13 protein-coding genes are annotated in these 11,812 nt (G+C 72.1%); 7 read left to right on the forward strand and 6 right to left on the reverse strand.

The features are described from left to right. Nucleotides 1-63: 63 nt before the first annotated feature. Together AB0B45_RS38680 and AB0B45_RS38685 are read right to left on the reverse strand one after the other, a co-directional pair. The gene (locus AB0B45_RS38680) at nucleotides 64-663 is read right to left on the reverse strand and encodes a DsbA family oxidoreductase (protein WP_358141437.1); all 600 of its coding nucleotides are present in this window, start codon (nucleotides 661-663) and stop codon (nucleotides 64-66) included. Between the two features lie 15 nt (nucleotides 664-678). After that, entirely contained in the window at nucleotides 679-1,575 is an 897-nt protein-coding gene (locus AB0B45_RS38685; RefSeq protein ID WP_358141440.1) for a hypothetical protein, read from the reverse strand. A 139-nt stretch (nucleotides 1,576-1,714) separates the two neighbouring features. Here AB0B45_RS38685 and ureA point away from each other — a divergent pair, with 139 nt between their 5' ends. From ureA to AB0B45_RS38700, 3 genes are read left to right on the forward strand one after another with little or no spacing between them, the layout of a single operon-like run. Further along, on the forward strand, nucleotides 1,715-2,392 hold the full coding sequence (ureA, locus tag AB0B45_RS38690) for an urease subunit gamma (RefSeq protein WP_358141443.1): 678 nt from the start codon (nucleotides 1,715-1,717) through the stop codon (nucleotides 2,390-2,392). After that, on the forward strand, nucleotides 2,392-4,026 hold the full coding sequence (locus AB0B45_RS38695; protein WP_358141446.1) for an urease subunit alpha: 1,635 nt from the start codon (nucleotides 2,392-2,394) through the stop codon (nucleotides 4,024-4,026). The genes ureA and AB0B45_RS38695 overlap by 1 nt, the downstream gene beginning before the upstream one ends. A 28-nt stretch (nucleotides 4,027-4,054) precedes the next feature. Next, entirely contained in the window at nucleotides 4,055-5,092 is a 1,038-nt protein-coding gene (locus AB0B45_RS38700) for an agmatine deiminase family protein (protein ID WP_358141449.1), read from the forward strand. A gap of 52 nt (nucleotides 5,093-5,144) precedes the next feature. Here the strand turns inward: AB0B45_RS38700 and AB0B45_RS38705 are convergent, their stop codons facing one another. Beyond that, the gene (locus AB0B45_RS38705; protein ID WP_358141451.1) at nucleotides 5,145-5,717 is read right to left on the reverse strand and encodes a TetR/AcrR family transcriptional regulator; all 573 of its coding nucleotides are present in this window, start codon (nucleotides 5,715-5,717) and stop codon (nucleotides 5,145-5,147) included. A gap of 70 nt (nucleotides 5,718-5,787) precedes the next feature. On the opposite strand from AB0B45_RS38705, the gene AB0B45_RS38710 reads away from it, so the two are divergent. Beyond that, nucleotides 5,788-6,276 (forward strand): GNAT family N-acetyltransferase, encoded by a 489-nt coding sequence (locus AB0B45_RS38710; protein ID WP_358141454.1) that lies wholly within the window; start codon nucleotides 5,788-5,790, stop codon nucleotides 6,274-6,276. A gap of 9 nt (nucleotides 6,277-6,285) precedes the next feature. Here AB0B45_RS38710 and AB0B45_RS38715 read toward each other — a convergent pair whose 3' ends face one another. Then, complete coding sequence (locus AB0B45_RS38715) at nucleotides 6,286-7,089, reverse strand: metalloregulator ArsR/SmtB family transcription factor (protein ID WP_358141456.1); 804 nt, start codon at nucleotides 7,087-7,089, stop codon at nucleotides 6,286-6,288. Between the two features lie 21 nt (nucleotides 7,090-7,110). Beyond that, the gene (locus AB0B45_RS38720; protein ID WP_358141458.1) at nucleotides 7,111-8,598 is read right to left on the reverse strand and encodes a PLP-dependent aminotransferase family protein; all 1,488 of its coding nucleotides are present in this window, start codon (nucleotides 8,596-8,598) and stop codon (nucleotides 7,111-7,113) included. Between the two features lie 28 nt (nucleotides 8,599-8,626). Here AB0B45_RS38720 and AB0B45_RS38725 point away from each other — a divergent pair, with 28 nt between their 5' ends. Continuing rightward, nucleotides 8,627-9,223: a LysE family translocator gene (locus AB0B45_RS38725; RefSeq protein WP_358141460.1), complete on the forward strand. Its 597-nt coding sequence runs from the start codon at nucleotides 8,627-8,629 to the stop codon at nucleotides 9,221-9,223. 8 nt (nucleotides 9,224-9,231) lie between these two features. Beyond that, on the forward strand, nucleotides 9,232-9,897 hold the full coding sequence (locus AB0B45_RS38730; protein WP_358141463.1) for a phenylalanine--tRNA ligase beta subunit-related protein: 666 nt from the start codon (nucleotides 9,232-9,234) through the stop codon (nucleotides 9,895-9,897). Between the two features lie 96 nt (nucleotides 9,898-9,993). On the opposite strand, the gene AB0B45_RS38735 is transcribed toward AB0B45_RS38730, so the two are convergent. Continuing rightward, complete coding sequence (locus tag AB0B45_RS38735) at nucleotides 9,994-10,731, reverse strand: carbon monoxide dehydrogenase subunit G (protein WP_358141465.1); 738 nt, start codon at nucleotides 10,729-10,731, stop codon at nucleotides 9,994-9,996. An 86-nt stretch (nucleotides 10,732-10,817) separates the two neighbouring features. Here AB0B45_RS38735 and AB0B45_RS38740 point away from each other — a divergent pair, with 86 nt between their 5' ends. Further along, on the forward strand, nucleotides 10,818-11,687 hold the full coding sequence (locus tag AB0B45_RS38740) for a polysaccharide deacetylase family protein (RefSeq protein ID WP_358141468.1): 870 nt from the start codon (nucleotides 10,818-10,820) through the stop codon (nucleotides 11,685-11,687). Nucleotides 11,688-11,812: the final 125 nt, after the last annotated feature.

Raw genomic sequence — 11,812 nt, forward strand, 5'->3', positions numbered from 1 at the left:
GCCGTCAGCGGGCGTGCGCCGAGCTCCGCACCCTCAGCGGGCCGTGCGCCGAGCTCCGCGCCGTCAGCGGGCCGTGCGCTGGGCGACCTCCTCCAGCGCGGCGAGGAAGGTGTCCTCCGGCTGTGCGCCCGACACGCCGAACTGCTCCTCGAACAGGAAGAACGGGACCCCGGTGATCCCGAGGCCGCGCGCCCTGTCGAGCTGTTCCCTGACCTCCGGAGCGGCCTCGCCGGTGTCCGTGACGCCTACCTCGGCGGCGAGCTTGGCCAGGACGTCGGCGTCGCCGATGTTGAGCCCGTCGGTGAAGTGCGCCTCGAACAGCCGGTTCGCCATCTCCTCGGCCAGACCCTGGCGAGAGGCCAGCTCGATCAGCCGGTGCGCCTCGAACGAGTTCGCGCTGATCGCGTGGTCGAAGTGGAGCTCCAGGCCCTCCTGGGCGCCGACGGCCGCGACCTGCCGGGTCATCTGCGCCGCGTTGCCGCCGAACTTGCGGTCCAGCGCCTCCAGCAGCGGCTCACCCGTGGCGGGGGCGTCCGGGTTGAGCTCGAAGGGGCGGTGAATCACCTCCACCTCGCCCGCGAAGCGCGCCACGGCCCTGGCGAAGCGCTTGTACCCGATGTAGCACCAAGGACAGACGACGTCGGAAAAAATTTCAACTTTCACGAAAAGTCGTAACAGTCAGTCGGACGCTAGTTCTTCCAGCCTGTGGGGAAGATAACCCGAGTCGTCCACCAGGGCCGAGGCGCCGCGCCACCAGCCGAACCACTCGGCGCTGCGCCACATCCAGTCGACCCGCTCGATCGCGGCCACCACGTCGCCCACGCTCGTCCACGACTCGCCCAGCTGTTCGGGGGTGGCGCCGTGGCGTAGCGCCCAGTCGCGCAGGATGCGCACCGCGTCGTCGGCCACGGGCCGTGCGTAGGGGTCGGGGTCCTCGGCGGGCAGCCGGTGCGGCCCGAGCCCCGCGGCCACTCCCCAGCTCCACTGCGCCTCGGCCGGCTTGGAGTAGCGCAGCGAGGAGAAGTCGAGGTTGGAGCCCAGCTCGCCGTCCGGCCGCCTGGTCACCACCGCGTCGAGCCTGCCGCCCGCGTCGAAGTGGACGACGAGCCGCTCGCCTGGGCCGGCCCCGGCGGGAAGCAGGATGCGGTCCTCGGCCTGCCACGAGTTCAGGTCCACCTCGGACACCGGGCGTCCCCAGAGCGCGTCGGCCGCGTCGTCGGCGATCCAGGCGGCCAGCATCTCCAGCACCGTCAAGTCGGTCCACGGCTCGACCGCCGCGGCGGTGTGCAGCACCTCGACGGGCGCGGGCAGCTTGCCGCCCCGCTCGGCCTCCCACCACTCGCCGCCCAGTTCCCGCACGCCGACCACGAGCGCGGCGAGTGAGGAGAGCTCAGCCGAACGCCTGGTCAGCGAGGCGCCGAGGGCCAGCTCAAGACATCGGGAGGTGCGATCCTCGCCGAGCGTGGCGCGCGCCTCGGCGATCAACGCGGCCGCCGTCGGCCGCTCCTCTCCGAGCAGGTTGTTGATGACTCGTCGTGCCTCGGTCCTTGCGTCTTCAGCGTGTGCCTCCCGCATAGCAGCCACGCTACGCCGGGAGATCCTTTTCCAACAGCTTGTACGGCGAACCTGTATGACGATACGGTCACCCGCGTCAGCGGTTCCCACCTGCGGATGTTCCACTGGTTGCCATCGGCACCGAACGAAGGAGGCACTGGTGCGCTTGACGCCGACCGAGCGGGACCGGCTCCTGCTCTTCACCGCCGCGCAGCTCGCCCGCGCCAGGCGGGCCCGCGGCCTGCGCCTGAACGTCCCCGAGGCGACCGCGCTCATCGCCGACACGGTGTGCGAGGCGGCCAGGGACGGAGCCAGGCTGGCCGAGGCCATCGCGGCGGGCAGGGCGGTGCTCGGCCCCGACGACGTGCTGCCGGGAGTGGCCGACATCGTCACCCAGGTGACGGTCGAGGCGGTCTTCGACGACGGCAGCAGGCTCGCGGTGGTCACCGACCCGGTGGGCGGCGGTTCGCTCGGCGACGCCGCGCCGGGAGCGGTCGTGTCGAGGTCCACGTGGGAGCAGCCGTCCTCACCGGTGCTCGTCGAGGTGCTCAACACCGCCGAGGTGCCGATCTCCGTCACCTCTCACTTCCATTTCTTCGAGGTCAACCCGCGCCTTCGCTTCCCCAGGCAGGAGGCGTACGGCATGCGGCTCAACGTGCCCGCGGGCGCGACAGTGCGCTTCGACCCGGGCATGACGGTGAATGTGGAGCTGGTCCCGATCGGCGGCGGCCGTACCGCGATCGGGTTCGCGGGCCTGGTGGACGGGCCGCTGGACGCGCCGGGCGCGAAGGAGGAGGCGCTGCGCAGAGCGCGCGCCTGCGGATACGAGGGGGCATAGTGCACGACTACATCGGGGTGCACGGGCCGCGCGAGGGCGACCTGGTACGGCTCGGCGACACGGGCCTGGTCGTCCAGGTGGAGCACGACTCGCAGGAGCCGGGAGAGGAGTTCCTCGCCGGGTTCGCCAAGACCGCGCGCGACGGCCTGCACCTGAAGGCCGCCTCCATCCGCGAGACCTGCGACCTGGTGATCAGCAACGTGTTGGTGATCGACGCGCTGCTCGGGGTCAGGAAGGTCTCGATCGGGGTGCGCCAGGGGCGCATCCACGCGATCGGCCGCGCCGGCAACCCCGACACGCTCGACGGCGTGGACGTGGTGGTGGGCACCGGCACCACGATCGTCTCGGGCGAGGGGCTGATCGCCACGGCGGGCGCGATCGACACGCACGTCCACCTGATGTCGCCGCGGATCATGGAGGCGTCGCTGGCGTCGGGCGTGACCACGATCATCGGGCAGGAGTTCGGCCCCGTCTGGGGAGTGGGCGTCAACTCGCCCTGGGCGCTGCGCAACGCCTTCGCCGCCTTCGACGCCTGGCCGGTCAACATCGGCTTCCTGGCGCGCGGCTCGTCGTCGGTGGCCGACCCGCTGGTGGAGGCGCTGGCCGAGGGCGGGGCCTGCGGGTTCAAGGTGCACGAGGACATGGGCGCGCACACCAGGGCGCTCGACACCGCGCTGCGGGTGGCCGAGGAGCACGACGTGCAGGTGGCGCTGCACACCGACGGGCTGAACGAGTGCCTGTCGGTCGAGGACACGCTCGCCGTGCTGGAGGGCAGGACCATCCATGCCTTCCACATCGAGGGCTGCGGTGGCGGCCACGTCCCCAACGTGCTGCGCATGGCGGGCGTCGCCAACGTGATCGGCTCGTCGACCAACCCCACGCTGCCGTTCGGGCGCGACGCGCTCGGCGAGCACTACGACATGATCGTGGCCGCCCACGGGCTCAAGCCCGATCTGCCCAGCGACCAGATCATCGCCCGCGAGCGGATCAGGGCGGGCACGATGGGCGCCGAGAACGTGCTGCACGACCTGGGCGTCATCGGCATCACCTCCTCCGACGCGCAGGGCATGGGCCGCGCGGGCGAGACGGTCCGCCGTACCTTCCAGCTGGCCTCGAGGTTCTCGACGGGCGAGCCGGACAACGAGCGTGTGCTGCGCTACATGGCCAAGCTGACGATCAACCCGGCGATCGCGCACGGCCTGTCGCACGAGGTCGGCTCGATCAGCGTCGGCAAGCTGGCCGACATCGTGCTGTGGAACCCCGCCTCGTTCGGCGCGAAGCCGTGGCTGGTGCTCAAGGCGGGCTTTCCCGCGTGGGGCGTGACCGGCGACCCGAACGCCTCCATCGACGTCTGCCAGCCCCTGGTGTACGGCCCGCAGTTCGGCGGGCACGGCGCCACCCCCGCCGAGCTGTCGGTCGCCTTCGTCAGCGGGGTGTCGCAGGCCCTGCCGACCAGGCGCCGCCAGGTGCCGGTCCGCGGCACGCGCGGGATCGGGCCCGCCTCGATGGTGCGCAACGACCGCCTCGGCGAAGTCAGGGTCGACCCGCGCACCGGGCAGGTCACGCTCGACGACCAGCCCATAGGCACGGAGCCGGCCTCGTCGGTGCCGCTCAGCCGCCTCTACTTCCTCTGACGAACCGCCGAAGACAGAAGGACTCGCCATGACACCTGCCGCCGCCGGCTTCCGGATGCCCGCCGAGTGGGAGCCGCACGCCCGCACCTGGATGGCCTTCCCGACCGCCAACCCGACCTTCACCGACCTGGAGGCCGCACGCAGGGCGTGGGGCCAGGTGGCCGACACGATCGCCAGATACGAGCCCGTCGTGATGGTCGCCAACACCGGTGAGAGCGCCGACGCCCGCTACTACCTCGACCCCGGCATCACCGTGGTCGAGCGGCCCATCGACGACGCGTGGCTGCGCGACAGCGGTCCCACCTTCCTGGTGGACGGCAAGGGCGGGCTCGCCACGGCGAACTGGGTGTTCAACGGCTGGGGCCAGCAGAGCTACGCCCGCTGGGAGAACGACTCCAAGGTGGGCGCGCACGTCTCGGGGATGGCCGACGCGGTGCCGTACACCTCGTCGATGGTCAACGAGGGCGGCGGCATCCACGTGGACGGCGAGGGGACGGTGCTGCTGACCGAGACCGTCCAGCTCGACCCCTTCCGCAACCCCGGCTGGACGCGCGAGCGGGTCGAGGCCGAGCTGAAGGCGTTCGTCGGCGCGGAGAAGTGCCTGTGGATGCCGCGCGGGCTCACCGCCGACTACGGCCTGTACGGCACGCGCGGCCACATCGACGTCTTCGCCGCCTTCGTCCGCCCCGGCCTGGTCGTCGCGCACAGCCAGCCCGACCCCTCGCACCCCGACCACGAGGTCTGCCGCGAGAACATCGCCCTGCTGCGCTCGTTCACCGACGCCCGCGGACGCGCGCTCGAGGTCGTCGAGGTGCCCGCGCCCACGGTGACGGAGGTGGACGGCGAGCCCGTCGACTACTCCTACATCAACCACTACCTCGCCAACGACGCGGTCGTGCTGTGCGCCTTCGACGACCCGCGCGACGCGGAGGCCGCCGCGCTGTTCGCCAAGCTCTTCCCCTCGCGGACGGTCGAGCTGGTGGATGCGAGGGAGATCTTCGCGGGCGGCGGCGGCATCCACTGCATCACGCAGCAGCAGCCTGCCGTCTCGGGCGTGCACGGATAGCGGGGCCGGTCGCGGCGGCGACCTTGGGGACGGGGCGCGGGCCGAGAGCGGGTCACCGCGACACGGCCAGCAGCCTGCGCAGCGCCCCTGTCAGCACCTCGGGGTCCTTCAGCGCGGGATCGGCCAGCGCCGAGGGCATCCCGAGCCCGTCGAGCAGGGCGAGCACCTGGCTGGCCAGCCGTACGGGATCGTCGCCGGCCTCGAAGCTGCCGTCGGCGATCCCGTCGGCGATCACCTCGGCCAGCAGGCCGCGCCACGCCGCGTAGTCGCGCAGGAACTCCCCCCGCCACTCCACGTCCCGCAGCGCCCACCGCCACGACTCCACCCACACCCGCCAGCCGCCGCCCTCCTCGCCCGCGATGTGCTCGGCGATGTGCACGATCCGCTCCCACGGCGAGCCCTCCAGGCCTTGCCTGACCGCCTCCAGGTCGGTGGTCGCGGCGTGACGGAAGGCGGCGACGAGCAGGTCCTCGCGGTTGCCGAAGTAGTACTGCAGCGTGCTGATCGGCACTCCCGAGACCTCGGCGACGTCGGCGAACCTGGTCGCCTCCGCCCCGCGCTCGGCGATCACCCGCGCGGCGCCCTCGAGCACGTCCTGCCTACGCCGCCCGGCCCGTCTGCCCATGTCCCCCTATCTATCACGAGCCCGTCGGCCACGAGCCCGCTGCCGAAGGCCGAAGCGGGACAATGGGCGCGTGACCGATGACCGGATCCTCCTGACCCCGCTGACCGTGGCGGACGCCGACGAGATGGTGGACGTCCTGAGCGGCGACGATCTGTACGCCTTCATCGGCGGCGCGGCCCCCACGCTGGAGGGGCTGCGCGCCCGCTACGCGCGGCAGGTCGTCGGCCGCTCCCCCGACGGGCTGACGGAATGGCACAACTGGATCATCCGCCGCGGCTGCGACGGGCAGGCGGTCGGGTACGTGCAGGCGACGATCACCGAAGGGGGCCGCAGGGCCGAGATCGCCTGGGTGGTCGGCGTCGGCTGGCAGCGGAGGGGATACGCCACCGAAGCGGCACAGGCCATGATCGACTGGCTCCTCGCCAGGGACGTCGGCTCCGTCGTGGCGCACATCCACCCCGGAAACGCCGCCTCCGCCGCCGTCGCCACGAAGGCGGGGCTCACGCCCACCGACCGGTTCGAGGACGGCGAGCGGCTGTGGGTACTGAAGCGGGGATGACCGGCCAGGTCACTGGTCGGCGACGAGCTTGCCGCCCTCCAGGAACGTCTTCAGCGCCGAGAGGATCATGATCCAGCCGCCGCTGGTGCCCTCGAGCATCTTGCTGTCGGGGCTGTCGAAGCCGTCGTGGATGATCGTCAGCTTGATGCCCATCATCGGGATCTCGGCGGGCTCGATCTCGAAGGTCACCCTCGACCGCTCCTTGACGGCCTCGGCGAACGCCTCGTCGGACTCGAACAGCTCGCGGTGTATGGGCTGGAGCGTGTGCCAGGTGAACGACAGCCGCTTGCCCGGCTCCGCCTCGAGGACCCGCTGACCCAGTTCCTCGAACTCCCCGTCGGGGGAGGACTTCCAGCGCACGGGCGAGCCGATCTCCCAGGTGGACTCGGGGCCCATGCCGCCCATGTAGACCTTGATGAGCTCGGGGTCGGTGAGGGCCTGGTAGAGCTTCTCCGCGGTGGTCTGGATGTAGGTCACGTAGACGAACTCGGGCTTGGTGTTCATGGGTGGCGCCTCCAGCGATTGCTTCAGTTGGGCCAGTGCGGACAGCCGCCCTCGTTCGTAGCGGCCGATCCAGCGGTCGGCGATGTCGTGGATGGGCACGGGGTTGAGGTAGTGCAGCTTCTCCCTGCCATGCCGCACGGTGCTGATCAGGTTGGCGGCCTCCAGCACCGTCAGGTGCTTGCTCACCGCCTGCCTGCTCATGCCGAGCCCCTCGGTCAGCTCCAGCAGCGTCTGCCCGTTGCGCGCGTTGAGCCGGTCGAGCAGGCTCCTGCGGCTCGCGTCGGCCAGGGCTTTGAACACCGCGTCCACACTCGCAGAATAGGCAACCATTTAGTTGCCTGTCCAGCCGCGCAGGAGGTTGCCGAGGATCGCCACACCCTCGCCGATCTCCGCGGGCGTCCGCGCGGCGTATCCCATGACCAGCCCCCGCGGGCCGGGGCGCTGGGTGTGCCACGACAGCGGCTGGACCTTCACGCCGCGGGCCAGCGCGGCCGCGGCCAGGTCGGTGTCGGCGGGCCCCGCCGCGTAGGTGACCATCAGGTGCAGCCCGGCGGCCGCCCCGTGCGCCACCGCCCCCGGCAGGCGCTCGGCGATCGCCTGGACCATGGCGTCCCTGCGCCGCCTGTGACGGGTGCGCAGCAGGCGCAGGTGGCGCTCCATCGCGCCGCTCTCCATGAGCGCGGCGAGGACCAACTGCGGCAGTACGGCGTTGCCGAGGTCGGCGAAGCGCTTGGCGTCGACGAGCGCGTCCCTGTACCGCGAGGGCGCGAGCAGCCAGCCCACGCGCAGCGCGGGAGCGAGCAGCTTGGAGACGCTGCCCGCGTAGAAGACCCGCTCGGCCAGCATCGAGCGGACGGCGGGCACGGGCGAGCGGTCGTAGCGGTGCTCGGCGTCGTAGTCGTCCTCGACGATCAGCCCGCCGTCCTTCGCCCAGTCCAGCAGCGCGCGGCGGCGCCGGCCGCCGAGGACCACGCCGGTCGGGAACTGGTGGGCGGGGGTCAGCAGGACGGCGGGCGCGCCGAGCACGCGTAGTTCGTCCACCCGTACGCCCTCCGCGTCGACGGTGACGGGCGGGGTGCGCACGCCCGCCTCGTTCAGGTGCTGCCGGGCTCCGAGCGAGCCAGGCTCCTCCACCGCCATCTCGTCGACGCCCTCCCTGCCCAGCACGTGGGCCAGCAGGCCGAGCGCCTGAGCGGTCCCCGACACGATGAGCACCTCGCCGGGATCGGCCCTGATCCCCCTGTTGCGCGCCAGCCAGTGGACCACAGCGGTGCGCAGGGCGAGCGCTCCCCTGGGGTCGCCGTAGCCGAGGTCGGCGGCCGCCAGGCCGGTGAGCACCGAGCGTTCGGCTCTGAGCCATGCCGTACGGGGGAAGGCGGCCAGGTCGGGCAGGCCGGGTGACAGGTCGATGCGGGCCGGTGCGGCGCGCAGCGCGTCGAAGACGTCGGCCACGGGCTCGGCCGCGAACAGCGCCCCCGGCGTGGTCCCGCGGGGCGGCCCGAGCGGCTGGGGCGGCGTCGCGGGCACGGCGACGACGACCGTTCCCGCCCTCCCACGGCCGGCCACGTGGCCCTCCTCCCGCAACCGCTGGTAGGCCTCGGTGACCACACCGCGCGAGACGCCCAGCTCCCCCGCCAGCACCCGTGTCGCGGGTAGCCTGCCGCCCACCGGCAGGCTGCCGTCGGCCATGGCGAGCCTGAGCCGCCCGGCCAGCCAGTCGGACAGGCCGCCCGCGGGCGCGTCGCCCGCGTCCAGTTGAAGGAAGTCGGACCCGACGGTTATGGACCTGCGAGAAGCGCCCTGATTGGACCTGTTCATAAGGCCATTATCGCGTCAGTGTGGACGAGTGAGTATCGCGTTCTTCCTGACCACGCTGGTCGTGGTCGCCACTCCTGGCACCGGCGTCGTCTACACGCTCTCGGCGGGGCTGTCGCGCGGGCGCTCGGCGAGCGTCGTGGCCGCGTTCGGCTGCACGCTCGGCATCGTCCCGCATCTGGTGGCGACGATCACCGGGCTCGCCACGCTGCTGCATGCCAGCCCCGTGGCCTTCCAGGTGCTGAAATATCTAGGGGTGGCCTACCTGCTGTTCATGGCGTGGGCCGCGCTGCGCGACAAGGGCTCGGTGGCCGTGGACGAGGACGCCGCGCCCCGCTCGGCGACCCGCATGATCGTCTCCGGCATCCTGATCAACATACTCAACCCGAAGCTGACCATGTTCTTCCTCGCCTTCCTGCCGCAGTTCGCCGACACCGGCCAGGAGATGCTGTGGCTCGGCGTGGTGTTCATGCTGCTCACCTTCGTCGTCTTCGCCGCGTACGGCGTGTGCGCCGCGTCGGTGCGCGACCAGGTCACCTCCCGGCCCAGCGTGATGGCCTGGATGGGGCGGATCTTCGCCGCCTCCTTCGTCGCCCTCGGCGTCCGCCTCGCCCTCACCGACCTCTAGGAGCCCTCATGGACTTCCAGCATTCGCCCCTGATCCGGTCGGACTTCCCCGAGCTCGCGGCGGGTGTGCTGCTCGCGGAGGGGATCACCGCCGACGCCGCTCCCGACCTGGACAGGTTCGCCGCCGTCGCCAAGGAGCGGCTCGCGGCAGGCACGGAGGCGGACTTTCCCGAGATCCAGGCGTGGCGGCGGGCGTTCTCGAAGATGGGGCTGAAGCCGACGCAGTACCGGTGCGCGTCCGAGTCGCTGTTGCGGCGCTTCAGGAAGGAGGGGTCGCTGCCGCGCATCCACCCGCTGATCGACCTGTGCAACGCGATCTCGCTGGCCTACGCGATCCCCGTGGCGGTCTTCGACCGCGCCCGCGTCGCCGGGAGCATGGAGGTCCGTCACGCGGCAGGCGACGAGACCTATCTGACCTTCGGCGGCGAGGTCGAGCGGCCCGACCCCGGTGAGGTGATCTTCGCCGACGCCGAAGGGCGCGCGCACGCCCGCCGCTGGTCGAACAGGCAGAGCGGCCACTCGGCCGTCAGGGACTCGACGAGCGCCGTCCTGATCGTCGCCGAGGCGATGCACGCGACGGCGCGCGCCGACGTCGAGGCGCTCACGGCGGCGCTGGCCGAGGAGCTGTCGCGCACCTGGTCGGCCCGCCCCGAGACCTCGATCAGGAGCAGCTGACCCCGGGGAGTCCGGCAGCCCGGACGTCCGGGCGGCGAGGGCCCGGCCTGCGCGGGCGGGAGCCGCGGGTCCGGCCGACAGCGGGGGGACGCGCGGCTACCGGCGGCCCGCCCTGCCGAGCACCCAACCGATCGCGGCGCTGCCCAGGGCGATGCCCGCACCCATGCCGAAGGCGGCCAGCATGACCCACGGGCGGGTCTGGGCGTGCTCCTTCGTGGGGCGCGGCCGTTCGAAGACCGGTCCCGCCGTCTCCGATGCCGCCCGCTGGACGACGGGCTCGGCCGGGCCGCGGTCCTGGACGGCGGCCGAACGCAGGGGGCCCGCCTGAGCGGGAACGGCGGGCGCGTGCCCGCTCGACCCCGCCGCTCCCGCCAGAGCGGCGGCCTGGGCGGGGACCCCCGAGACCAGGTGGGACTCCACGGCGCTGAAGAAGTCGCCCGCCGTGCGCTTGGCGACCGAGCCGAGCATCCGCTGCCCCACCCCGCCGATCATCCCGCCGACCACGGCCTCGGCGTCGTAGTCGATGCGCGTCCCGCCCTCGATCTCGGCCAGCCGTACCTCCACGGTGGCCTCGACCGTGCCGGGCGCGCCCTGCCCCCGCGCCCTCAGCACGAAGCGTTCGGGCGGCGACGGCTCCGACAGCGCCACCTCGCCCTGATACAGACCCTTGATCGAGGCGACGCCCGCGCTGACCGTCATTCGGTAGGTGCCGGGGCCCGTCTCCTCCAGGCGCTCACAGCCCGGGATGGTGCGCACCAGCACCGCCGGGTCCTGGAGCGCGTCCCACACACGATCTCTGCCGATGCCGAGCACCGCACTGCCTGTGACCTTCACAAAGGCCACTCTAGGCAGCGGCAGGCCCCTTCCTCATGGCAACTCACGCCGAGAATGGTCCATGATCCATGGCAGGATGGGGTTCCATGGTCAGGGGGCGATTCGGGGGAACGCGCCTGGCGCGCGTGTCGGCGGGCATGATGGCGGCCACACTGGTCGCGGGTTGTGCGGCAGGGCAGGCGAGGCCGCCGTCCTCCGCGGCGCCGTCCTCCGCGCCGCCCGTCACGGCCGGACCGCGGCAGCGGGCGGACCCGCCCGGCGTCCTTCCCCGGCCCGGCGAGGTGCGGCCGATCCCCTCCGACGGCTCCGGCCTGCCGGTGATCAGCTCGATCCCCACCAGGCGCAAGGTGGTGTTCCTGACCATCGACGACGGCTGGGAGCAGGACCCCGGCTTCCTCAGGCAGGTGCGCGAGCAGCGCATCCCGATCACCGCCTTCGTCATGCGTGACGCGGTGGAGGCGTTGGGCGCGCCCGACCCCGCGGGCGGCGTCGGCAAGTACGTCGGCCGCGGCAAATGGGGCTACTTCCGGCAGTTACGCGACGCGGGCGTGCCGATCGAGAACCACACGCTCACCCATCCCAACCTCCGCACGCTCGGCTACGAGGCGCAGAAGGCCGAGATCTGCGGCTCGTCCAAGCTGATCCGCAAGCAGATCGGCACGCGCCCGACGCTGTTCAGGCCACCGTTCGGCAACTACGGCGCCGACACCCAGCGGGCCGCCAAGGCGTGCGGCATCGAGGCGCTGCTGCTGTGGACGGCCACCGTGCAGCCGGGCGGGAAGATCGCCTACCAGGTGCCCGACAAGCGGCTGCGCCCTGGCGACATCCTGCTGCTGCACTTCAGACCCGACCTGGCCAGAGACTTCACGATCCTGGTCGACAAGATCAGGCGCAGGGGTTACGAGCTCGGCAACCTGGATGCCTACCTGAAGGCGGCTGTCCGCCGGGCGAAGTAGGGGCGAATCAGCCGCGCGGGTGACGCACGGCGGCCCTCCCACCGGCGATCGTTGACCTCGGAGGGGGAACTCCGGGGAGCACTCAAGGGGTGCGAGGTGTGCGGCCTCGCACCCCTTGAGCATGT

This window comes from Nonomuraea sp. NPDC049152 (assembly GCF_040648355.1).
Lineage (GTDB): Bacteria > Actinomycetota > Actinomycetes > Streptosporangiales > Streptosporangiaceae > Nonomuraea.

Coding starts and splice junctions, on each gene's coding strand:
- AB0B45_RS38685 (WP_358141440.1), bottom strand. CDS start 1,575: ATGCGGGAGGCACACGCTGAAGACGCAAGGACCGAGGCACGACGAGTC.
- AB0B45_RS38700 (WP_358141449.1), top strand. CDS start 4,055: ATGACACCTGCCGCCGCCGGCTTCCGGATGCCCGCCGAGTGGGAGCCG.
- AB0B45_RS38705 (WP_358141451.1), bottom strand. CDS start 5,717: ATGGGCAGACGGGCCGGGCGGCGTAGGCAGGACGTGCTCGAGGGCGCC.
- AB0B45_RS38720 (WP_358141458.1), bottom strand. CDS start 8,598: ATGAACAGGTCCAATCAGGGCGCTTCTCGCAGGTCCATAACCGTCGGG.
- AB0B45_RS38730 (WP_358141463.1), top strand. CDS start 9,232: ATGGACTTCCAGCATTCGCCCCTGATCCGGTCGGACTTCCCCGAGCTC.
- AB0B45_RS38740 (WP_358141468.1), top strand. CDS start 10,818: ATGGTCAGGGGGCGATTCGGGGGAACGCGCCTGGCGCGCGTGTCGGCG.